Origin of the sequence: Pseudoalteromonas sp. PA2MD11 (assembly GCF_017808125.1) — a bacterium.
GTDB classification, from domain to species: domain Bacteria; phylum Pseudomonadota; class Gammaproteobacteria; order Enterobacterales; family Alteromonadaceae; genus Pseudoalteromonas; species Pseudoalteromonas simplex.
Genome location: NZ_JADKNF010000003.1, coordinates 265,434 through 286,788, shown reverse-complemented (window position 1 = coordinate 286,788; position 21,355 = coordinate 265,434). Strand labels below are relative to the sequence as shown.

The following is a 21,355-nucleotide window of genomic DNA, read 5'->3' as shown; positions in this document are numbered from 1 at the left end:
TACTCTATCATATATTTCTGATGGTTATAACGATGGCAACTCTCTAAATAGAAAAATGGAAATACAATTAAAAAGTTTTTGCTTCAGAAAAGTAAGAGTACACAATGTATTTCCTATTATTTATTGCACTTATCTAAAATGTTTTCAAGTGCATTGAGCCTACCTAAACTTTGATATTTTTTTGCGCGAGCTAAAACCAGTTTTGTACTCAAAATTTCTCCCAAAAACGGGTAGCTCTGGATATATCGCTCATATTCCTCAACCTCTGCGGAGCTTGAAATTACTCGCTGTTCATAGTTTTCAAGCCGATTTGCTAAGCTAATAAGATTAATCTTTTCAAGTTCAGTATCAAGTACTAAATATTCACAATTGAAGTCCTGTCTAAACAGCTCAGTTCTTATATATCTGACTTTTTGAGTGTTTTTTTTACCTTCTTTAATTAGGTACCCTTTCTTTGTTAAAGAAAGTAATTGCCTATGGACATAACTTCGAAGACCCCTCCTGCTACAACAATCTGTATTACATTGATAATTATAGGCTTGCATAAACTCATTTACTGTAAAGTTATTTAGCTTTCTCAACACTAAGAGAAAGTGCTTATCTTTGAATATGCTTTTCATTTAAATTGTGACCCGCACAAACTTAGGATTACTAAGTATACAGTTATAGCATAAACTTAGAAAATCTAAGTACTGAAAAATGAATTAAGATGAATTATTGGAATTTACAAATTACCCGCTACCTAAGCGAATCAGGCAAGCAAGAACTTATATGGAACTTTCTCAGAAAGAACTCGGTATTAGAATTGGCCTTGACCCAAGTTCTGCGAGTAGCCGAATGAATCACTATGAAAAAGGTAGGCATACGCCTGACATTCCAACACTTAAAAGAATTGCTGAAGAGTTAGGTAAACCTTTAGCTTATTTTTTATGTGAGTCTGAAAGCACTGCAGAGTTAATTTGCCTCATAGAGAACTTATCTGAAACTGATAAAAAGCTTTTAATCCAAAGCCTAAAACAAGGCATTACTCCTTAACATGGCAAACATAATAATTTTTATTAACAATTGAAGTTTCATCGAAGTCAACTAAATATAACCATTTAAATGACTTCTAATTTACAACCGTATTTGATTGCAAAAAATTGAACCTACAATAATTAATTTATATCCAAGGAAGATGTATCTCAGAGCCTTTCTTTGAAACGCCGTTCTTGCAACACTTCTTGTATTTTAATTTAGAACCGCACGGGCATAATGAATTGGGTGGAATTTTTCCCTCAGCTCTGAAAGGTTTTGGTTTTCTTTCTTCAATAATTTTTAGAAGACTTTCACCAAATTTTGAAGCTTCTCCAGCTACTTTCTTAGCTAGGTTATTAAAATGAAGTATCATATAGTTCTTACCAATAATACTTCCTGCGATTATGGATTTCTCTAACAGCTCCCTTGCCTTAATGTCATTTTTATCCACCAAACTTCCCTTATGATACTCTATACCTAATAACGCTTCACAATCGGCATTACCTAGCTCCATACCACGTAGAAGAAAGCTTAATGCTTTTTCTATATTCGTATCACAGGCTTTTCCCTCAGAATAATAATAAAATAAATATCTAAGAGCTAATGGCTCCTCTTGATCTCCAGCTTTTATCAGATAACTTATTGCATGACTATATTCCCCCTCAGCGTAATAGTACGTGCCTAAAAATGCTTGTGCAGGAACAAACCCTCGCTCTGCTGATGATTTAAGTCTATTCAAAGATAAGGTTTTATCTATTAAACCCTCTTTACCTAAAGATAACGAAGCAAATCTGAAAAGAGCTTCTACATCGCTTTTATTTTGAATTATTTTCTCTTTATCTTTTAAATCACTACCAAGCCGAAACTGCAAGTCAAAATTTGCCGACATGCTACAGGCTGAATCATAAAACTGGATTGCATGGTTTTCTATGCCTTTAAGCTGTAAAGCTAATGACTCTGAAACAATTAAAGGGGAATCAGCATAGATCTCATTATATATTGATTCGCACATCACCCCTGCGTTAAGTTTTGTCTTGTAACAGTCTGTCATTAATGCACTATAGATAAGGTCTTTGAACTCTTGCTGCCCTGCAGCTACTGCTTCTGTTTCTTTTGCAGCAATACAACCATAAATAGAAAAGTAAACGTTTTCAAACGCTGATATTAAACACTTCCTAGCTTCGAAAGCTTTTTCTGTTAGTATTTGCTTCCTCTCTTTAATAAAACTACCACCATTAGAATTTTCATTGGAATAATGTACTGCTTTATTTCCAAGTTTCCTTATTTCATGAAGCTGGTTTTGGAGTGGGTTACTAATGATTTGGCATACACTAAGGTTTTTGATGCGCTCTTGTAAGTTTTTGGTAACAAGCTCAAGGTGGTTTTTTTTCTCAAGCATTGAAACTAACATTTCAACTATTTCTCTAAATTTTTGAAGAGCATAGTCAGGGTTTGCAGTTATAAACTCTAAACCTGTGATATAAGACTCTTGGATTTCATTCGAAAGCTTTAGACTAAGCACCAAATCTGTAATTTTTTCTTGCATATGAACTTATTCTTGATGTGAGTTAATGAAACCATAAAGTTTGAAAGCTCTTATTGAATGATATTCTTCCATTGCAAACATTACTTCAAACAATATCCTTATAATGATTTTTTGGTGCTGCATTTTGTAAACACTTCTAAATACTCTCAAGGTTCTACGTACCTCTTCCAGAACTATAAATTTATTGTTGAAGTATCTAAACAGAAAACCTTGAATTAAGTTAACTTGAAATAAACAGCTCACTTAAATTACATCTGATCTATATCCTCTTTACGAGAAGCGACAGTAATCATGCCAATAGAACTTTCACCCTTTCCTTTACTACTGTCCAAATTAATATGATGCTGATAACTATATATTAGAGACGCTCTTAAAGCGTATATGAAAGTCTCTTTTATTTCATTCATGATTTCATTTACTCTTGCATGTATTAAATCATCATTACTAGACTTGGATTCAGGAACTAATAAAAAAATATTCACAATTGCGAGCCCTTCTAAATCTAACTTTGTAGACTGCAATATTTCGTCCTGCTCAATTTGCTCTAGCTGATCGCTCGCTTCTTTCAACTTGTCTCTGATTTTATTTGTAATAGTTGTAGTATGGCCAAATAGCTTAACTCTACTAGCTTTTAACTCAATCAATTCAATATGCTTTTTTCCAATCAAAGCCAAATCTAAGCGGCCTTTACTGTTACCTCTATTGACTTGTATCTCTGCTGATGGAATATAACTAATCTTTTTTGCCGAATAAGCCTCAAAGGCTGCATGGTAAAACAAAGGGGTAATTGAAATTTCTCTACCTGATGTTGGTAACAAACAACATGGGATTTTAGTATTTTTTATGTATGTTTCTTCAATTGTCTCCAGTACATTTTTGATTAAAGGTCTGATGTAACTGAGTTCTGAGTAATATGGTGCAGTTATCGTAATTATTCCGCTCATAAGCCTTTCCTTCAAATTTTATCTATCCATAAATTAAAGTGCTAAATTTCACAGTACAGACATAGCCAGGTTTCACAGTGTGAAACCATTAAACCTACCCTATAGATACAGTAACAATTTTTAGGAGGTTAATATGACTGTTATTTCTTTAGATATTTTTATAAGCAATTTTTCCATTGAGCCCATCTTCAAATACCTATTTCTACAAGCAACATTTCTTAAAATATGCGTACTCTTAGAAGTTCAAGTTAAATGGAAATTTCTTAGTTGTGAAATAAAAGTGTGCTTAAATTAACCTGCACACACAATTAAATCTAGCCATATGCAAAGATTTTAGTTAAGTGTGCATTTTATGAGGGGTATAAATCAACATCGTATTAGCTTCCTTGTAGGCCAAGACGGTAAAATCAAACATGTGTTTGATAAGTTCAAAACCAAAGACCATCATCAGGTGGTGTTGGACTATTTAGCGCAGAATTGATAGTTACGAGTTACAAGAACATAGTATAAAAGCGTTGCCATGGTGCAACGCTTTTTTGTTTTTAACTAGAAATATTAAACCCCGTGTCTACTTTATCGGGGTCAGATCAGACGGCTGACGGCTGACGGCTGACGGCTGACGGCTGACGGCTAAACCCTAACTAATTCCTAAATATTTATGTACTTGAACCGATAAACGCCAGTTCTTTGCAATACAGGTTTCAATGGCAAGTTTAGTTGCTGAGATCTTTTGGCTAATTGGTTGTAGATACACTAAACGTGGATTCACACCTGTTTTTAAGAATAAGTCTTCGAGCTCTTCCACATGCTTTTGCATTGCCACTGGGTGTTTAATCTCATCAGCGCGCTGCATTGCACTGCGTAATACTTTATAGCCACCACGCATATTAATTTTTGGGGATACAGTCACCCATGTCTGCTCAGGGACTAAAATCTCAAATGTACCGCTGGTTTCAATTTGAGTCGAATAGCCATTTGCATGTAATAATTCACACACTGGATTTAAGTCGTACATGCAAGGCTCACCACCGGTGATCACCACATGTTTTGCGTTGTAGTCACGTTCTTTAAATAGCGCTAACACTTGCTCCGCTGTTGCTTCTGCCCAATGATCTGAGTCTGCTTTTTTCTCAACGGTGTCATCAAGTGACACTTTATACACATTATCAACGTCCCATGTTTGCTTTGTATCACACCAAGCACAACCCACAGGGCAGCCTTGTAAACGTAAAAAGATTGAAGGTGTACCCGTAAAACTCGCTTCACCTTGAATTGTTTCAAACACTTCGTTAATTTTGTACAAAAGACATCTCACTTACGACGCAACGGTATAAAATACATACCATCAAAAAAACCAAAAACACGCGCAAAAATTGTTATTTAGGCCCGAGCCGTGTAGTATATCGCGCCCTGAAGTAAACCTCTATCAAAAGTAAGAGCAAAACAGATATGACGCAAAAAGTAGTTGTGATTTATTCCGGCGGTATGGACTCATTTACCGTATTAAATAAAGCCCTGCAACAAGGCCATGAAGTATATGCCCTGTCTTTCGACTACGGCCAGCGTCATGTTAAAGAGCTTAAAGTAGCTGCTCAAGTATGTGAAAAGTTAGGTGTTTCTCACAAGATTGTTGATATTTCAGCAATCAACCAATTGATTGGTGGCTCATCACTAACTGATGATATCGAAGTACCAGAAGGTCACTACGAAGAAGAAAGCATGAAGAGCACAATTGTGCCTAACCGCAACATGATTTTACTCTCACTGGCTGTGGGTTATGCGGTGTCTTTAAAAGCTAGTAAAGTTTATTACGGTGCCCATTCAGGCGATCATGCAATTTATCCAGACTGTCGCCCTGAGTTCGTACAAAAAATGGATGATGTTTGCCGTATTGCCAACTACGACGCTGTTGAAATTTTCAGCCCATACTTAAACAATACCAAAATCGACATTTTGACAGACGGTTTGAAAATGGGCCTTGATTATAGCCAAACGTGGACCTGTTATAACGGTCGTGACAAGGCCTGTGGTAAATGTGGTGCTTGCCAAGAGCGCTTAGAAGCCTTTGCTTTAAATAACGTTACCGACCCTATCGAATACGAATAACCTAATTTAGAATGGGACAGTTTAAGTTTAAAAGGCGAGTTTAACTCGCCTTTTTTGATTGTGTTTGTTGAATCAGATTTAACAGCTCTGCTGTGGCGGTTGCATCAGCTAACGCTCTATGATGATTTGTTAAACTCAATTCAAAATGTGCTGCTAAGTTACCGAGCGAATATGACTTAAGCTTTGGAAATACTTTGCGAGATTCAACTACGGTACAGAGCTTTGGCATTTTAAAGCCTTGCCCGATTGCAGCGTATTCTTTGCGAATAAAGCCGTAATCAAAATTCACATTATGGGCAACAAATACACTGCCTTTTAATAGTGAGCGTAGTGTATCGGCAATCTCTTCAAAGCGAGGCGCATCACGTACCATAGCGGCATTTATCCCAGTTAACTTGGTGATAAAAGCAGGAATACTACGCTCAGGATTGATTAAACTCGCCCATTGATTGATTACTTCACCCGCTTGTAACTGCACAACCGCTATTTCGGTAATTTTATTATTACCTTGTACGCCGCCGGTGGTTTCTATATCCACCACACTATAAATACGATTCGGATCATTAAACCAATTTACCGCAACGATATTTACTGCAAAACCATGTTGCTTTAATACCTCAATACTGACAAGTTGGTTGCGTCTTAGTTTGTCGCCAGGGGCTTTCACTTCTTCAAAGGTGAGTGTATCCCCCTTTAGCACCATCAAGTCTGGGTAGCCATCTTTGAGCTGCTTAAAGGTTTTTGTCATTTGTAGTAAATGCGCTTTTAAATTTGTCAGCGGGCTGTGTTTTATTAATACCTCTAGCGGCTCTAACATATCGCTGTGCCACATAAACACAGCGTTAGGCGCTTCATAAAACTGCCCTGCGTTTTTGCAAATATATTTATATAAAGCTTCATTACTAGTGAATTTTGCCAGCTTTTGCTCAATTTGTGTTTGTTGCACTGTGTAAAAACAATCAGCCAGCAACACCTTTGGATAAAGATCAAATTCATTACACGGCGGGTGCGGGGTCTCTATAAAGAGCTCTTGCCAAAACGTTAAGGTAAAGAAGCTCAACCAAAGATTATTCTCGGTAAAAAATACCGTATTACCAAGCTGTTGATAATGCTCACACACTCCTTGCTCTACATCGCCACGGTAAATATCATCAACCTCTAATTGATGCTCTGTATCAATGAGCATTTGTGTTAAACGTGAGCGTTGTCGCTTATTATATTTACGCTGTAAAAAGTCCTCTGCAAAATACAAAATGCCATCATCAAGTGGGTCTTGAATAATTTGCTCAAGCTTTTGTTCAACCCAGCTTTTATCACCTTGTTTGTAACGCTGGCGAATTACAAGCTCTTGCGCTTCACTACAGCCTTCACTGTGCTCAAGTAATTCAAATGCAAATGCTAAGTCATGCTCTTTAAGCTGCTTATACAAGCGGATCAGTAACTTGTTTTTGATACTCTGGGCTAATTCATCTTCGCAGCTAATGGCTAAAAGCGCTTGGGCTAAATTTTGATACTGTGATTCTGAGTCACTTTCTTTGAACTGCATTCGCAGCTTATTTAATTGATAATGCGTTTGTGCTTCGGCTAGCGTTTGAAAACGAGAGATGCTCTCACTCACATCACCACGCACTTTTGCAATCCCTAAATCACGCATCACAAAACGATTTTGATGATTGATATCGCCGCCACTTAGTCGGCCGCTATGTAAAAACTCAAAGTATTCATAGTACTGGCTACGACTATTGACCACGAACTGACTAAACAACGCCTCTAATTCACTGTGGTTGCGATCAATATGCTCTTTACACAGTTGGGTCAAGCGCTGTTTACTGGCTGACTTTTTGTGATCAGGTTTAGTCGCCATTAACTCATCATTTGCTAATAAGGTTAACAGGGTTGGCTTGGTTAAATGCTCAAGCAATAGATCTAATTCGTCACTACTAGGATGTGCCACCAGCCCTTGCTGTTTTAGATTAAAGATAGCACCGTGCAGGTTGGGGATCTCTTCATAATTTAAAGATGACAACGCAACGATTTTTGGCTTTCGAGAAAAAATACGCAGCAAAGTACATAAGCTTTGCTCATCAAGCTGAAGGAGTTTTTCAAGAAATAACTGCTGCTCTGCTAGAAGCAGATGCTTGCACTGAGATTGTATAAATTCAGCAAGCTCAAAGAAGTGACTTAAATAATATTTTGCTGGTAATTGTGTTTTCATAGCCAAACCCGACACTGTATATAAAAACAGTATCAGGTATTAGCTAATTGATTTCAATGTTTGCGGTTATTTAACTTTTAAAATACCCACAATTGCGCAAATTGCGCCCCCGACCATACCGAGCCAAGCTTCAATTGGTGTATCACCACTAAAAGTACGGCTAATTTGCGCACTTGCAGAGTCATACACGTTATATCCCCATACGGCGAGCGCCACACCAATAACGATTAAAGCAATACCTATAATTTTTCCCATCGTGTTGTTCCTTATTGTTATTAATTTCTTTTTGATAACGTTAGTGTTGCACACATATTAAACGCCTGCAAAGCCTTAAGAAATAATCAAACTAAAGGTTATGTTTTGCCCACTTAACGACACCTGAAGTTCAGCATCAATTGCTTTACTTAACGATTTGGCAATAGATAAGCCTAACCCAAAGTTATCATTAGAGGTTCTGGCACTGTCTTTTTGCCAGAGTGGATCAAATAACTGGCTCAAATCATCTTCTGTTAATGGGACTTTTAATTCATTTGTAACAGAGAATTGCAACTTATCATCTTTACTAAATAGCGTGCTTACAGTCACGATGCTCTCATCGGGGCTGTATTGTTTTGCGTTATTTACAAGATTGGTGATAATTGATTCAAGGGCAAATAAGTTACTGACAATGGCAGGAATATCATCTTGAAACTCAAACTTAATTCGCTCTAAATCATATTTTTTTAAGGTACGTAAAATAACCTGATTTAAATCACATGCATCTTGCTTTGGGAGTGCTTCATCACTGTACTTATGCAGTAGTAATAAGTTCGACACAATACTCTTTAAGCGCTGGCTAATTTTTAGCACTTCGGGTTTGAAGTCTGCCTCAAGCTCTTTTTCATTTGGGAAACGAATGACCACTTCAGCCATATTTATAAGCTCAGCAATCGGCGTTTTTAACTCATGAGCAATATCTGAGGTTAAGCGTTTTTCTCGAAAATAAAGCTGGCGGTTTTCTTGGATAAAAGCATTTAAGCTATCAACAATGGGTTGCAACTCTTTGACAGGTTCTTCTATCGCGATTACAGCATTTTTATCGGCAATACTCAGCTGGCTAATATCCCGGTTTAGTTTATTCAGCGGCGCTAGAGAACTGTCGACTGATTTACGCACAAATAGACGAATGAATACAATTACCGACACAGTAGAAACAACAAAAATAACGTCGATTAGCCATAAAACAAAATCAACTTCTTCTGATGAAGCCGCATAAGCTAACGTAATGGGTTGTTGCAAAGAGGTGTTAACACCTTCAGTGAGGTCTTCATCATCTAGGTCTAAAGGCGGTATAAAGCGAGTATAAATAACTCGACCATTTCGACCATCTGGTAACTCGATATTGATGATTTTTGTCTCGCCCAGTTTAATTTTTTCTAAAGGTAAGCTTTTTTGTGAGAAAAGATCCAAACTTTCTGAACGCGCGAACACGCCAGACTGCGACCAAAGTTGAAAATACTCAGTTTCTGTATTGCCAGAAAACTCAGGCATAAACAGCCCTGAAAAATCAAAATCAATTCCTTCTTCGTCAATATCAATCAATGACATAAGCATACCGGCTTTGGATTTCATGCCACGATTAAATTCGTTATCAATCCAACTATCAACGGCGATATCAGTAGCAACTAAAATACTCAGCACTAGCCCCGTTATAGTAATCGATAATGTGGTTACTAACCTACTGCGAATTGACTTCATTATTTTCCTTGAATGATATAACCAAAACCACGCTTAGTTTGAATAGGTAGTTCACTACCTGCTGCCCTCACCTTTTTACGCGCTGAGGATAAATGCGCTTCAATAGAGTTTTTTGAAACTAGGTCATATTGCCCTGCAATATAAGTACTTAACTTTTCAGCAGTGATCACTTTATTTTGGTTACTAAACAAACACTCGACTATTTTATATTCGTTGGGGGTTAAATCGATTACAGTCTCATCAACTTGCAAGAGTTTTAATTGTAAATTTAAAGCCAAGTTATCGATGCGGATCACATCACTGATTGTTTTCAGGCCGCCGCGACGCATTAAATTTAATAACCTTGCGTGCAGCTCATCAAACGAAAATGGCTTGGTCAGGTAATCATCGGCCCCAGTGAGTAACCCTTTCACTCTGTCTTCTGGTTCTTGCTTGGCAGATAAAATTAGCACACGCACATCAAGCTGTTTTGCTCTTATGGTTTGTAATAACGTAATACCATCAATACTGGGTAACATAATATCGAGTATGATTAATTCGTACTCACCTGTCATTGCCATACTCAAACCTTCAGCACCATCGCCGGTTTCATCAATAGTAAAACCTAGGTTCTCAAGGCCAATTCGTAGACTACGTCTTAATGACACCGAGTCTTCTATAATCAACAATTTCATAAGTTACTCATTTAGGTAAAAACCGCTTTAGCGTCATCAGGTTACGCTTTTAATCTTAAGGTTCACTTAAGATTTACTGAAGTTTTTCTAGTTTAGAAAATATTAAGATTACCATCAGGGTTTCTTAAGTTTCGACTCCTAGTATTGCCGTAGTTTCGATTAAGTAAGTACGACTATGACAGCAAAACTCTCTGTTTTAAAACCTTTGTTCCGTTTTTCATTAATTTTAATGTCAGTTTTTATACTGTCGAGAATAGTCTTGCTTTTATGGCAACACCAAAGGTTAGCTGATGGCGATTGCCTTGCCGTTTTATTTGGCGGATTAAGAGTCGACTTAAGTAGTTTAGGCTACTTGTCAGCCTTGGCTGTTTTGATGTTACTCGCTGATCTGCTTGTGCGAAGCAAAACCGCTTTTTTTCAGCATGTTTTTACTCTTTATAGCAGCATAGTTGTGACTTTAATCGTGGTTGTTGAGGCTTCGACCCCCGCGTTTATTATCCAATACGATGTACGACCAAATCGTTTATTTGTTGAATACCTAGACTACCCTCAAGAAGTCTTTTCTATGCTATTACATGGCCACCTGTTTGCCATGATAAGCACTTTAATTATTGCAACGCTTAGCTGTGTACTTGCGTACCGTTATATAAATACAGCATTTAGCAAACAGCAAAATGCTAAAACGGTTGGCCAAGTGGTAATACTGGTTACCACTTTATTAGTTTGCTTAATTAGCGCAAGGGGCACAGTAAGCCATCGCCCATTAAATCCTGCGTTAGTGTACTTTTCAAGTGACTCACTGGTTAACTCCTTAGCCCTTAATTCAACTTACAGTGTCGCATTTGCTATTAAGAATATGGGCAATGAAAAAAATGCCAGTAGTTTATACGGCACCATGCCACGTGATGAGATTTTACAAACGGTTAAGCAAGCAGCCTATAAACAGCAGTTTATCACTGGAACTATTCCTACTCTTGCCAACAACACACCTTTTAACACAGGCAAACAAAAGAATTTAGTGATTATTTTAGAAGAAAGCTTAGGCGCACGCTTTGTTGGTGAACTAGGTGGCATTGGTGTGACTCCTGAACTAGATAAGCTTTATCAACAAGGCTGGGGGTTTGATAACTTATATGCCACTGGCACACGCTCTGTTCGAGGGATTGAAGCGATAACAACCGGGTTTACCCCGTCTCCTTCGCGCTCGGTGGTCAAACTTTCTAAATCTCAGCGTAACTTTTTCTCTCTTGCTGATGTATTAGCCCGTACAGGCTATACCACCCAGTTTATTTATGGCGGTGAAAGCCATTTCGATAATATGAAAAGCTTTTTCTTAGGGAATGGCTTTAGCGATATTGTAGATATTAATGACATACAAAGCCCAGAGTTTATCTCATCTTGGGGGGCAAGCGACGAAGACTTGTTTAATCAAGCTGATATAGAGCTAAGTGAGCTAAATAAATCAAGCAAACCATTTTTCAGCCTTGTGTTTACCTCAAGTAACCACGACCCATTCGATATTCCAGAGAGTAAAGTAACACTGCCTGAAGGCCACGACCCAGAAAACTACAAACGCGACCTAGCAATCAAATATGCTGACTATGCACTCGGTAAGTTCATCGCAAAGGCAAAAACGCAAGATTACTGGCAAGACACCGTCTTTTTAGTGGTTGCAGATCATGATGTGCGCGTGTTTGGTTCAGAGCCTGTGCCGCTTAAATCTTTCCATATCCCTGCTGTGATCTTAAATAGTGAAATGGATGCAAAGCGCGATACTCGCTTAGTCAGCCAAATTGATTTACCTGTAACTTTGTTGTCGTTATTAGGCGTTGAGCAAGCAACCCCTATGCTTGGTTATGATTTAACGAAACAATACCCTGTTGAGCGCGCCATGATGCAGTACTACGACAACTTTGCTTACGTAGAAAATGGTCAAGCCGTGATCCTGATGCCAAACCAAAAAGTGAGCTATTGGCGCTATGACCCTACAAGTAAAACCCAAGTTGCCATCGATAACACAGGTAGCAGTGTTGGGCTTGCCAAAAAAGCCTTAGCGCACGTCTTATTTAGCAATTTAGCTTATACCGAACAGTTGTATCGCTTACCAAATAAATCGTAGCGATGAGGAATCATTATGATCATGCAAATTAAACAACTCCTTACTAAAAAATGGCACGTTAGCTACAGCCAATTTGTCTGGTTGGTATCGTTGTACTTGGTGATTGCATTTAATGGCCTGTTTTTATTTAACACACTTGAAGAAGCCAGCAAACCTGAACATGTCAATTGGTTATTTATAGCAAGCGTGCCGTTTTTCTTATTAGCACTGACGGCAATGGTGTTAAGTTGGTTATCGTTAATCACCTTCGTAAAACCCGTGCTTTTAACAAGCATCGTGGTTTCATCATTGTTGTTTTATGCAACCTTAAATTACGGTGTTATCTTTGATAAAAGCATGCTGCAAAATATCTTAGAGACAAATACAGGCGAAGCATTCTCATATATTAATGTACAAGTTATCGCTTTTATTACTGTGCTAGGCGTACTGCCTGCTTACTTGTTTTGTCGCTTTAAAATTGTCGGAAACTTTCGTGTTCGCCTTAAAAGCTTTACGCTTCTTAACGTTACAGCGTTTATTGCTGTAGCTGTTATTGCCGTCCCATTTTATAAAGATTACGCCTCTGTAGGGCGTAATAATCGCCAATTAACCAGCTACATTACCCCTTTTGCATTTTATACTGCGGACTATAAGTACCTGCGCGATAATTATTTTTATCCACCTTTACCATTTAAAGTCTTAGATAAAACACCACACCTATTAGCTAAGCAACAAAGTTCACTGACGATTATGGTGGTAGGTGAAACTGCCCGTGCAGCAAATTTCTCACTGCAAGGTTACGACAAGCCAACTAATCAATATACCCCTAAACTTGGCGTTAAATATTTCAGTGATGTAAGTTCATGTGGCACCGCAACGGCCATTTCAGTGCCTTGCATGTTCTCGCGCTTAGACCGCAATCACTATGATTCGCGCATCGCGCAAAGCCAAGAAAATGCTCTAGATATCATTCAACGCAGTGGTGTCGAAGTAACGTGGATTGATAACAATAGCAGCTGTAAAGGTGTTTGCGCACGAGTAAACTCACAAACGGTAGAACCCACAAAGAGCAACCCACTTTGTGACGGACGTTATTGTTTTGATGAAGTATTGGTTGAAGCATTAGCTGCAAAGCTTGCCAAAAGTAGTGCAAAGTACCAACTAATAGTGTTACATATGATAGGTTCACACGGGCCAACCTACTATCGTCGCTATCCAGAAAAAGACAGTAAATTTTTGCCGGACTGCCCACGTAGCGATATTCAAAATTGTAACATTGAGCAACTGACAAACACGTATGACAATACCATTGCTTATACCGACCTAGTGCTGAGTAAGCTTATTAAATTACTGCAAAACAGTCCGGCGGATGACAAAGCTCTGCTGTATGTTTCTGATCATGGTGAATCACTGGGTGAAAAAGGCTTGTACTTACATGGCTTCCCATATGCATTAGCGCCTAAAGAGCAAACCCATGTGCCTATGCTATTTTGGAGTAATAAACTGGCCAATACCCGCTTTAATCAATGTATCGAACAATTGCGTAACCATGCTTTTTCACACGATAACATTTTTGACACCCTACTTGGCTTAACTCATATACAAAGCACTGAATATCGCCCAGAGCAAGATATTTTTAATACTTGCTCAACACAAAGCTAACGAAATAGAGATTTCAAACTATGCAATTTGATAGCACTAACAAACCCATTGGCATTAAACGTATTCGCCTCGCATTCAAAAACTCCCAACGAGCATTCACGTGGTTGGCAAAGCATGAGTCTGCTTTTAAACAAGAGCTGATACTGTTGGTCCTTGCCATAGCAGTGGTTTTTGTCTGGCAGATCAGCCTGTATGAGAAAATAATGCTGCTTGTATCAGTGCTATTTGTGATGTTTGCTGAAGTCGTCAATACGGCAATTGAAGCCGCCATAGACCGAATAGGCCTTGAAATTCATCCATTATCAGGCCTAGCTAAAGACTTAGGATCCGCAGCCGTACTGATTGCTCTAACAATTTGTGTGTTGGTCTGGGGCGGCGTGTTTATTAATAACCTAAGTTAGCTTACTTTTTTATCATCAGGGGTGTCATTACAAAGTGCACAGTAGCGCCCTTTTGATGAATGATATAAACGGGTTGCAATAAAAATGGCCGTGGCAATAAAAGACCAAAGTAGCGCAAAACCTAACGCGCTGAGTGTCTCGTGACCTTTTAGAATTTCTATCATAAATAATAAAATAGACACCAGCGTAAAAACTTTAGCGGCTCTGATCACCCAGAATTTTGTACCCATAACTTACTCCTTTAGAAAAACTCCTTTGGAAGAATAAGTGTAGTGCAAAATAAGAAGAACATACTAATAACTTAAAACAGGCTCAGACAATATCTGTACATTATTTTTAAACACCTCTAACAGCCCTGATGGCGAGTGTTCGGTACCAAGCGCAGTAACATGACAGACATAACGATAACCGTTGTTAGTAAAGGTATAAAAATGATTCCCTCCACTGCCATCAAAGCTTAATGTGCCCCCTGTGATCACCAGGCTTGGCTCATCTTGCATTGATTGATCCCTATTCCATGCCGCATAGCGGTATTGCTGATCAGCCAGTTCATCAATACGAATTAAATGCTTTTTTGTTTGCCACGTTAATATCGGCTTTGTGAATTCACGCAGGCTTTTGTGCAATGCTTGTTTTTGCTCGTCAATTAGCGCTTCGCGTTGTGCTTTTTCTGTCTCTGATTCATAGGGCACAGCCCAAATAGAGCCATCAAAATCCAGCCACAGTTTACCTGAATCAAACATAATGCCGCGCCAGCCCATCATTTCCCAATCATGGCGAATGTTGGAGTTAGCTATTTCTTCAACAAACTGTTTATCGAAAATTTGCTCAAACTTTTCTATAAACATTTGCTCATTTTCAATAGCTTGCAACGGCGCTTTGCGCTTTAGCGGGTAATGGACTCTTTTAGCAATGGTCGCTTTATCACCCGCCTTAAACGCAGCAACCACAGGTTTGACAATACTTATGTGCTTTGTTGCGGCAGCTGTTGAAAATGAGATAAAGCAACCTAAGAAAATGACCGCAAAATACTTCATTGTGTTCACTTTTATGTTTAAAAATTTGATTATTCAAAGCGTAACAAATTTTTGTATTTGCAGTACAGGTGCTATTTGATTAACAACTCAATCTCATCACTTTGGTTACCGAGCCTATCAATAGCAATTACCTTAATTGCCTCTAATGGTCGTTGTCCTTCAGAGGCCGCAACAGAAATTACACTCTCCTCACTTGAGTAGATATGGTATTGCCACTGCTGTGCATATTTTAGATAGACAAGTAACTGTGATACTTGCTCAGAATTAGAATGGCTCCAAGTAAGCTGGATGTCTTCGCCAACATAATTCATATCAACATTAACAGCCGCTAAGTGCGGCGCAGCTATCCACGAAGTTTCTGGTATTAATGCTTGATGCTGATAAACGCCTTGTGCAATCACATCACTCATCGATTGGCTGCCATCAAGTGCTGCTACATTCCAAAACACTGTACCGGGTGATGTTGATAAAAAACCACGATTAATCATGATTTGATTCACGACTTCATCAACGCCGGCCTCATCAAATGAGCGTAACGCATTAATACCAGGCCATAGATGCCGTTTATGCGTATTCTGAGATTGCCACCAACTTAATAAGAGCGGGTAACTTTGTGCATACTGGTTTATTGGCCAATAAAGTTGCGGCGAAAAATAGTCAAGCCATCCTTCATTAAGCCAAAGCTTAGCATCAGCAAACAGCTTGTCATATTGATCCATCCCGCGAATAGTTTCAGGTTTACCTGGTCTATAGATACCAAATGGGCTGATACCAACAAGAACATGAGGCTTCGATTGCTTTACTCGTTGATATAAGCGTTTAACGAACTGATTTACAGCTTCACGACGCCAATCACCTATCGATAGTGCCCCGCCTTCAGCCACATATTGCCTGTATTGTTCAGCATCAGGAAAATCTTCATCGTTGTTGTAAGAAGGGTAAGGATAAAAATAGTCATCGTAATGAATACCATCTAAATCATAGCTATCTACAAGTTCGGTTAATACATTTAATGTATGTGAAACCACGGCTTGATCGGTTGGTAAAAACCAATAGGTCTCATTATTGAGTTTTACTACCTTATCATTCATTTTTTCAACAACTGAGTGTTCTGAAATTGGGCCCCCTATATGATGATGAGCACGATAAGGGTTTATCCATGCATGCAACTTTAAACCTCGTTTATGTGCTTGCTCTATCCAAAATTTTAATGGGTCATAAAACGGCTCAGGCGCTTTACCTTGCTCACCAGAAAGGTAATAAGACCAAGGTTCGTAAGAGCTTTGATACAGACTATCGGCTTGCGGTCGAACCTGAAAAATAACCGTATTAAAGTTATGTTTTTGAAGTGAATTAAGAATTTGAATAGCTTGTTCTTTTTGCTCTATCACTGACAGCCCGGGCTCATTAGGCCAGTTAATATTGGCAACAGTAGCAACCCATGCCGCACGAAACTCCCTTGCAACATGATCTTGATGGATGTTACCTAACAACTGCTTTTCAGTATTAGACATCTCCTTTATTTGTACGAAACTGCACGCACTCAAAACAAAGCATATTATCAAAGAGAAAACGTTTTTAAAGTACATTGTATACCCCACAAAAAAGGCACAACAAAGACTTGCTGTGCCTACATGTATCAAATTCAAAAGGAAAAATTAAAACTTCATTTGTGCGCCAAGTAAGAAACGACGACCATAATCGTGTATCGCTAATGGGCGATTAGCATCTGACATGCCAGTGCTATTGCCCGACGTTGCTTCTTGCTCTTCATCCGTGAGGTTAATTGCTTGGAATACAAGGTTTAAATCTTCAGTAACATTGTAACTAATATTAAGATCATACTGACCAAAACCATCTTTATATTGGTTCAAACCAAGATAGTTAGTGTAGAAATACTCTGAACGATAAGTATAAGAAACACGGGCACTAAAGGTTGTGTTTTCATAATATACTGTCGCGTTAAAGGTATCTTCTGAATTATTAGGTAAAACGGCTTCTTCACCCGCCTCTTTTTGTTCCGCAGTTTGTTTTAACTGTGCATCTGAATAGGTGTAATTTGTCTGTACTCCAAATCCGTAAGGAAGTTTCTGCGTATAGTTAACTTCAAAACCTGAGTTCTCACCGCCTAAACCGTTCAGAGGCTGGGTCACTAAAAAATCACGAACTTCTTCCACGCCTGTATCAGGATCTGTCCAGGCCCATTGTTTTTCAATAGTGGCATTGGTTATGTATGAGTCGATATCTTTATAAAAATAAGCAAACGATAAAATAGATGATTCATTAAAGTACCACTCAGCAGATAAGTCATATTGAGTCGCACGGTAAGGCTTCAGGTTCGGGTTACCCTCAGAGCCTTTACAGCCTGTAGCTGCAGCACAATAACCACTTTTGCGGGCAGATAAGAAGTCATAATCCGGGCGAGACATGACTTTTGCCGCAGCAAAACGCACAACCACATCATCTGTAAAGTCGTAGTTGATATTCACACTCGGCAAAATATCATCGTAGCTATTAGAGCTATTGATATCTTGAATATTTTCAGGTGCAAAGCTGCGCCCTGTGTATTCAACAGAACGAGAATCTAGCTCTGTTTTCACAGCTCGAACCCCAAAATTACCGCGCCACTTATTATGATCGAACACCGCTTTTACATACCCTGCGGTGACGGTTTCTTCTAAATCAAATGTGTAATCAAGGTGTTCATATGGCGCTGTAGAAGGTGTTGTTGATGATATCCAATCAGCATATTTTGAATTATCAAACTGCCATAAAATTGCATTATCTGTCGAATCGCTTGCGAACATGCCTAAGTTAAATTGTTCACCATCTGATGATACTTTTGGATAATTCGCTTTTATTAAACTTGCAGCTTTTGAATGCTCTCGGTACTTAACCCCAGCCTTGATTGCTTTGAAGAAGTCACCATCTAATAGATACTCAAAATCTAGCTGCCCGTAAACTTCCTTTGAGTCGTTGTATATGTCATTTTTATGGTTGTAGTCTAAGCGATAATCATCAGCGCTTAAATCAGCGTCTAATGTTACATCTGGCGTTCCATTGTCTAATGTAAATGATGCGCTTGTATTTGCGTAATATTCTGAGTAAACATCACTTACTTCACCATCAGCCTTGCTATAACCTAGCTGACCTGTAACAGTGTAATTGTCTGCTTTATATGTCACTTTTAGATCGTGCGCTTGAGTTTTAAACTCCCCCTCATAACCTGCATTGCCATAATATCCTAAGTTATTATGGGCCGGCAGATCGCCCGAAATTAAAGTACCATCAACAATGACTGGATTTTCTACATTTGCAATGTTTTGCAAAATAAAGCCGCTTGAGTAAGTTCCGTATGACTCATGCTCAGATTTTGAATATAAGTTATTAAAAACAAAATCTATGTTGTCATTTGCTGCATATTGAAACGTCAAAGTTGCGGTATCTAAATCACTATCACTTGCGTATCGGTTATAGCCTACCGCGCCTGGATAAAACTCTGCGTTGCCATCTTGATCTGCATCGGTACTGCGATAGCCGAATCGAACTTCTTTGCTATCACGTTGGGTCGCAGTTTCTTTATGAACAAATCCTAGATTAAAACCAAAATCTTGTGCTTCATTTTTCCACGAATACAAACCAGAAAGGTACGGTTTAGTTTCTTCAGCATTTTCAAAATGATAAGCCTTAACAGAGGCCGCTGCGTAATTCGCTTCACTATCGAGCGGTTTACGAGTTTTTACAACAACGGTACCACCTATAGAGCCCTCATCAATGTCTGCTTCTGCCGACTTATATACTTCAAGCGTATCTACTAATTCAGCTGGTAGCAGCGAGTAGTTAAACCCTCGTGAAGGACGCGTAATTGAAGCTGAAGCAGTTGCTGAAGCAACGTTTTGCCCGTTTAACAAGGTAATATTTAAATGCGGTGCAGTACCACGAATACTAACTCGGTCGCTTTCACCACCTAGGTCTTTTTCAACTTGTACACCCGGAATGCGCTGTAGTGCATCAGCGACAGTTTGATCTGGAAATTTACCAATATCTTCAGCAGAAACGGCATCAACTACACTGTTTGAAAAGCGCTTCATATTAATGCTTTTCTCAACTGATGCAGCATAACTTCTTACTTCAATCTGCTCGATATCTTCTTTAGTTGCTTTTTTCTTTTCTGGCAGTTGACCCGCTGCATAAACAGATACTGATGTACTTAAAACTAAAGTAGGAATAAGTGCTTTTTTAACACCAGCCGCTAGCGCTGAGAATTTTTTATTCATGGAACTGTAACCTTATAGTTTTTGTAAAGTGAGAGATTTTGTGACTACAAACTACATAAATGCTCTTAAGAACAACAATTGGTAACAACTTTATTGTTACAATGCGGCTGCAATATTAGTAATAAACTATAAAATCAAGATATTTTATTCTAAAAAACACACGCGTGTTAAAATATTTAATTCTCAATTTTTAAGAGCTCACCACCCATAAAGAGATAAACTAAATACAATCAATACCTTGTTAGCAATGAAAAGAGAAGAAACAAAATCAAAGCTGCTTTTAAAGATTCATAGGCTGTCTTGATGTTTTAAAAACAGAGAATTAATTATTCCAAAACTAAATCAAACACAACATTGACACTTGCTCTGAAGGTAATCGATTCTTGTAAATACTTACCTTCTGGGACTGTATTAATACGTGAGCCCGTTACCATGATTCGTTCAATATTTGTGTTGCTGCCATAGCCAAAGTGGCTACCTACCTGTTGTGATTGAATACTATACACCCGACCAAGTTTCGCTTCGAATGCGCTAGCAAGGCTACTTCCCTGCTGTTTGGCATTCGCAACTGCTTTATCAAGAGCGGCTTGCTCGTAATCTGAGGCTTTGCTTGATAAAAGTTGAATTTGCTCGATTTGATTGACACCCACTTTAAGCGCAAAGTTTAAAAAGCCATCCAGAAGGGAGAGTTGTTTAAGGCTGACTTTGACCTTGCGGGTAGCGCGAAAACCATCTTTAACTTGGTTATCGTTTTCGTCATAGCGCATGTTCGGCTCTACGAAAATTCGCCCCGCAGAGATACTTTTTTCGTCTATTGAGAAATTATTTAAGCCCGCAAGGAGTTTATTTACTTGTTCATCGACTTGCTGCTTAGCCTGCACGCTTTCAGCTTTAACAGTTTCAAACTCTAACGTGATGTCAGCCCTGTCGGGGGCTGTAAGCACAACAGCCTCACCTTTAACAACAATATGACGATTATCCGGCAGACTTGTTGCAGCTATTGCAGAACTGGTACATAAAACCAGTGGTAACAAAGATTTAAGCATCATAACCTCTCCTTATAAAAAGTTATGATGCCTTGCTAGGGTGTGAATGTATAGCAATGTATGCTGTTTTTAAGTGTAAATAGTTGCGAAGAAAGGAAATTAATTAATGAAAAGCTAACACGGCATATTATGACAAGTTGCTAAAATATGCCGTCTTTTTGAAGATTTGCTTAGTGAGCTAGTACGCTTAGCCACTCATCTGGGTTTGCTAAAATGAACTCAAATATATCGTTGTTATTTAAAGTTATGCGAATTCCATCTGCTGTGATTGGCAAAATACCCGCGCCTTTACCTGAACACTTACCAACGTTATTGATTTGCGCTCGTGAAAATGTGTATGGGCCTAAGCCTAGCTCTTTATTAAACGGTTCAAAAACAATGTCTTGTTCAGTAACTACAAGCTTACCATCCGCTTTTGCGACACCCGATTGAATAGTTGCTGTTGACTCTTTAACTGTGTGTGCGTGCATATCCTTTACTCCACTTAACATATGAGTGTTAGTCTACACTCAATGAAACCTTAAAATTGCGTACCAACTTAAGATACAGCAAGTACAAAAAAAGTACAGTAGAGTTAGTTAATTTAAAACATTAT

The 21,355-nt window shown here is 38.6% G+C and carries 19 protein-coding genes and 1 pseudogene; 6 read left to right on the top strand and 14 right to left on the bottom strand.

What is annotated here, in order from left to right; all coding sequences use genetic code 11:
- Positions 1 to 116: 116 nt before the first annotated feature.
- Positions 117 to 620 (bottom strand): hypothetical protein, encoded by a 504-nt coding sequence (locus tag ISP07_RS06045; RefSeq protein WP_209327100.1) that lies wholly within the window; start codon positions 618 to 620, stop codon positions 117 to 119.
- Positions 621 to 771: 151 nt separating this feature from the next.
- Here ISP07_RS06045 and ISP07_RS06040 point away from each other — a divergent pair, with 151 nt between their 5' ends.
- Positions 772 to 1,035 (top strand): helix-turn-helix domain-containing protein, encoded by a 264-nt coding sequence (locus tag ISP07_RS06040; RefSeq protein WP_229634567.1) that lies wholly within the window; start codon positions 772 to 774, stop codon positions 1,033 to 1,035.
- A 127-nt stretch (positions 1,036 to 1,162) separates the two neighbouring features.
- Here the strand turns inward: ISP07_RS06040 and ISP07_RS06035 are convergent, their stop codons facing one another.
- Positions 1,163 to 2,563 (bottom strand): DUF4145 domain-containing protein, encoded by a 1,401-nt coding sequence (locus ISP07_RS06035; protein ID WP_209327098.1) that lies wholly within the window; start codon positions 2,561 to 2,563, stop codon positions 1,163 to 1,165.
- 248 nt (positions 2,564 to 2,811) lie between these two features.
- A complete protein-coding gene (locus tag ISP07_RS06030) occupies positions 2,812 to 3,507 on the bottom strand; it encodes a hypothetical protein (RefSeq protein ID WP_209327097.1) in 696 nt (231 codons plus the stop codon).
- Between the two features lie 370 nt (positions 3,508 to 3,877).
- On the opposite strand from ISP07_RS06030, the pseudogene ISP07_RS06025 reads away from it, so the two are divergent.
- Positions 3,878 to 3,988, top strand: a pseudogene (locus ISP07_RS06025) (thioredoxin-dependent thiol peroxidase); the annotation flags it as partial.
- Positions 3,989 to 4,144: 156 nt separating this feature from the next.
- Here ISP07_RS06025 and queE read toward each other — a convergent pair.
- Complete coding sequence (queE, locus tag ISP07_RS06020) at positions 4,145 to 4,810, bottom strand: 7-carboxy-7-deazaguanine synthase QueE (protein WP_209327096.1); 666 nt, start codon at positions 4,808 to 4,810, stop codon at positions 4,145 to 4,147.
- 122 nt (positions 4,811 to 4,932) lie between these two features.
- Between queE and queC the strand changes: the two genes are divergently transcribed.
- Entirely contained in the window at positions 4,933 to 5,613 is a 681-nt protein-coding gene (gene queC / locus ISP07_RS06015; protein ID WP_268795049.1) for a 7-cyano-7-deazaguanine synthase QueC, read from the top strand.
- 40 nt (positions 5,614 to 5,653) lie between these two features.
- Here the strand turns inward: queC and ISP07_RS06010 are convergent, their stop codons facing one another.
- From ISP07_RS06010 to ISP07_RS05995, 4 genes are all read right to left on the bottom strand, one after another.
- Complete coding sequence (locus ISP07_RS06010) at positions 5,654 to 7,828, bottom strand: exonuclease domain-containing protein (protein ID WP_209327095.1); 2,175 nt, start codon at positions 7,826 to 7,828, stop codon at positions 5,654 to 5,656.
- A 66-nt stretch (positions 7,829 to 7,894) separates the two neighbouring features.
- Positions 7,895 to 8,083 (bottom strand): DUF3185 family protein, encoded by a 189-nt coding sequence (locus ISP07_RS06005; protein ID WP_054553751.1) that lies wholly within the window; start codon positions 8,081 to 8,083, stop codon positions 7,895 to 7,897.
- A 75-nt stretch (positions 8,084 to 8,158) separates the two neighbouring features.
- Positions 8,159 to 9,565, bottom strand: a complete 1,407-nt coding sequence (locus ISP07_RS06000; protein ID WP_209327094.1) for a sensor histidine kinase — start codon at positions 9,563 to 9,565, stop codon at positions 8,159 to 8,161.
- Positions 9,565 to 10,239, bottom strand: a complete 675-nt coding sequence (locus tag ISP07_RS05995; protein WP_138600015.1) for a response regulator transcription factor — start codon at positions 10,237 to 10,239, stop codon at positions 9,565 to 9,567. The genes ISP07_RS06000 and ISP07_RS05995 overlap by 1 nt, the downstream gene beginning before the upstream one ends.
- Positions 10,240 to 10,414: 175 nt before the next feature.
- Between ISP07_RS05995 and ISP07_RS05990 the strand changes: the two genes are divergently transcribed.
- From ISP07_RS05990 to ISP07_RS05980, 3 genes are read left to right on the top strand one after another with little or no spacing between them, the layout of a single operon-like run.
- Positions 10,415 to 12,358 carry an LTA synthase family protein gene (locus ISP07_RS05990; protein ID WP_209327093.1) on the top strand — a complete coding sequence of 648 codons (1,944 nt, stop codon included), beginning with the start codon at positions 10,415 to 10,417 and terminating at the stop codon, positions 12,356 to 12,358.
- A gap of 15 nt (positions 12,359 to 12,373) precedes the next feature.
- Positions 12,374 to 13,999, top strand: coding sequence for a phosphoethanolamine transferase (locus ISP07_RS05985; protein ID WP_228290530.1), 1,626 nt, complete (start codon positions 12,374 to 12,376; stop codon positions 13,997 to 13,999).
- Between the two features lie 20 nt (positions 14,000 to 14,019).
- Positions 14,020 to 14,400 (top strand): diacylglycerol kinase, encoded by a 381-nt coding sequence (locus tag ISP07_RS05980; protein WP_199529522.1) that lies wholly within the window; start codon positions 14,020 to 14,022, stop codon positions 14,398 to 14,400.
- On the opposite strand, the gene ISP07_RS05975 is transcribed toward ISP07_RS05980, so the two are convergent.
- The 6 genes from ISP07_RS05975 to ISP07_RS05950 form a co-directional block, all read right to left on the bottom strand.
- The gene (locus tag ISP07_RS05975; protein WP_209327092.1) at positions 14,397 to 14,630 is read right to left on the bottom strand and encodes a hypothetical protein; all 234 of its coding nucleotides are present in this window, start codon (positions 14,628 to 14,630) and stop codon (positions 14,397 to 14,399) included. The genes ISP07_RS05980 and ISP07_RS05975 overlap by 4 nt on opposite strands.
- Before the next feature lie 63 nt (positions 14,631 to 14,693).
- Positions 14,694 to 15,437 (bottom strand): hypothetical protein, encoded by a 744-nt coding sequence (locus tag ISP07_RS05970; protein ID WP_209327091.1) that lies wholly within the window; start codon positions 15,435 to 15,437, stop codon positions 14,694 to 14,696.
- Positions 15,438 to 15,508: 71 nt separating this feature from the next.
- A complete protein-coding gene (locus tag ISP07_RS05965) occupies positions 15,509 to 16,951 on the bottom strand; it encodes a glycoside hydrolase family 10 protein (RefSeq protein ID WP_228290529.1) in 1,443 nt (480 codons plus the stop codon).
- Between the two features lie 144 nt (positions 16,952 to 17,095).
- Complete coding sequence (locus ISP07_RS05960; protein WP_209327089.1) at positions 17,096 to 19,714, bottom strand: TonB-dependent receptor; 2,619 nt, start codon at positions 19,712 to 19,714, stop codon at positions 17,096 to 17,098.
- 326 nt (positions 19,715 to 20,040) lie between these two features.
- A complete protein-coding gene (locus ISP07_RS05955; protein WP_209327088.1) occupies positions 20,041 to 20,763 on the bottom strand; it encodes an SIMPL domain-containing protein in 723 nt (240 codons plus the stop codon).
- Positions 20,764 to 20,930: 167 nt separating this feature from the next.
- Entirely contained in the window at positions 20,931 to 21,230 is a 300-nt protein-coding gene (locus tag ISP07_RS05950) for a hypothetical protein (protein WP_209327087.1), read from the bottom strand.
- Positions 21,231 to 21,355: the final 125 nt, after the last annotated feature.

Coding starts and splice junctions, on each gene's coding strand:
- ISP07_RS06045 (WP_209327100.1), bottom strand. CDS start 620: ATGAAAAGCATATTCAAAGATAAGCACTTTCTCTTAGTGTTGAGAAAG.
- ISP07_RS06040 (WP_229634567.1), top strand. CDS start 772: ATGGAACTTTCTCAGAAAGAACTCGGTATTAGAATTGGCCTTGACCCA.
- ISP07_RS06035 (WP_209327098.1), bottom strand. CDS start 2,563: ATGCAAGAAAAAATTACAGATTTGGTGCTTAGTCTAAAGCTTTCGAAT.
- ISP07_RS06030 (WP_209327097.1), bottom strand. CDS start 3,507: ATGAGCGGAATAATTACGATAACTGCACCATATTACTCAGAACTCAGT.
- ISP07_RS06010 (WP_209327095.1), bottom strand. CDS start 7,828: ATGAAAACACAATTACCAGCAAAATATTATTTAAGTCACTTCTTTGAG.
- ISP07_RS06005 (WP_054553751.1), bottom strand. CDS start 8,083: ATGGGAAAAATTATAGGTATTGCTTTAATCGTTATTGGTGTGGCGCTC.
- ISP07_RS06000 (WP_209327094.1), bottom strand. CDS start 9,565: ATGAAGTCAATTCGCAGTAGGTTAGTAACCACATTATCGATTACTATA.
- ISP07_RS05995 (WP_138600015.1), bottom strand. CDS start 10,239: ATGAAATTGTTGATTATAGAAGACTCGGTGTCATTAAGACGTAGTCTA.
- ISP07_RS05990 (WP_209327093.1), top strand. CDS start 10,415: ATGACAGCAAAACTCTCTGTTTTAAAACCTTTGTTCCGTTTTTCATTA.
- ISP07_RS05985 (WP_228290530.1), top strand. CDS start 12,374: ATGATCATGCAAATTAAACAACTCCTTACTAAAAAATGGCACGTTAGC.
- ISP07_RS05980 (WP_199529522.1), top strand. CDS start 14,020: ATGCAATTTGATAGCACTAACAAACCCATTGGCATTAAACGTATTCGC.
- ISP07_RS05975 (WP_209327092.1), bottom strand. CDS start 14,630: ATGGGTACAAAATTCTGGGTGATCAGAGCCGCTAAAGTTTTTACGCTG.
- ISP07_RS05970 (WP_209327091.1), bottom strand. CDS start 15,437: ATGAAGTATTTTGCGGTCATTTTCTTAGGTTGCTTTATCTCATTTTCA.
- ISP07_RS05965 (WP_228290529.1), bottom strand. CDS start 16,951: ATGTCTAATACTGAAAAGCAGTTGTTAGGTAACATCCATCAAGATCAT.
- ISP07_RS05960 (WP_209327089.1), bottom strand. CDS start 19,714: ATGAATAAAAAATTCTCAGCGCTAGCGGCTGGTGTTAAAAAAGCACTT.
- ISP07_RS05955 (WP_209327088.1), bottom strand. CDS start 20,763: ATGATGCTTAAATCTTTGTTACCACTGGTTTTATGTACCAGTTCTGCA.
- ISP07_RS05950 (WP_209327087.1), bottom strand. CDS start 21,230: ATGCACGCACACACAGTTAAAGAGTCAACAGCAACTATTCAATCGGGT.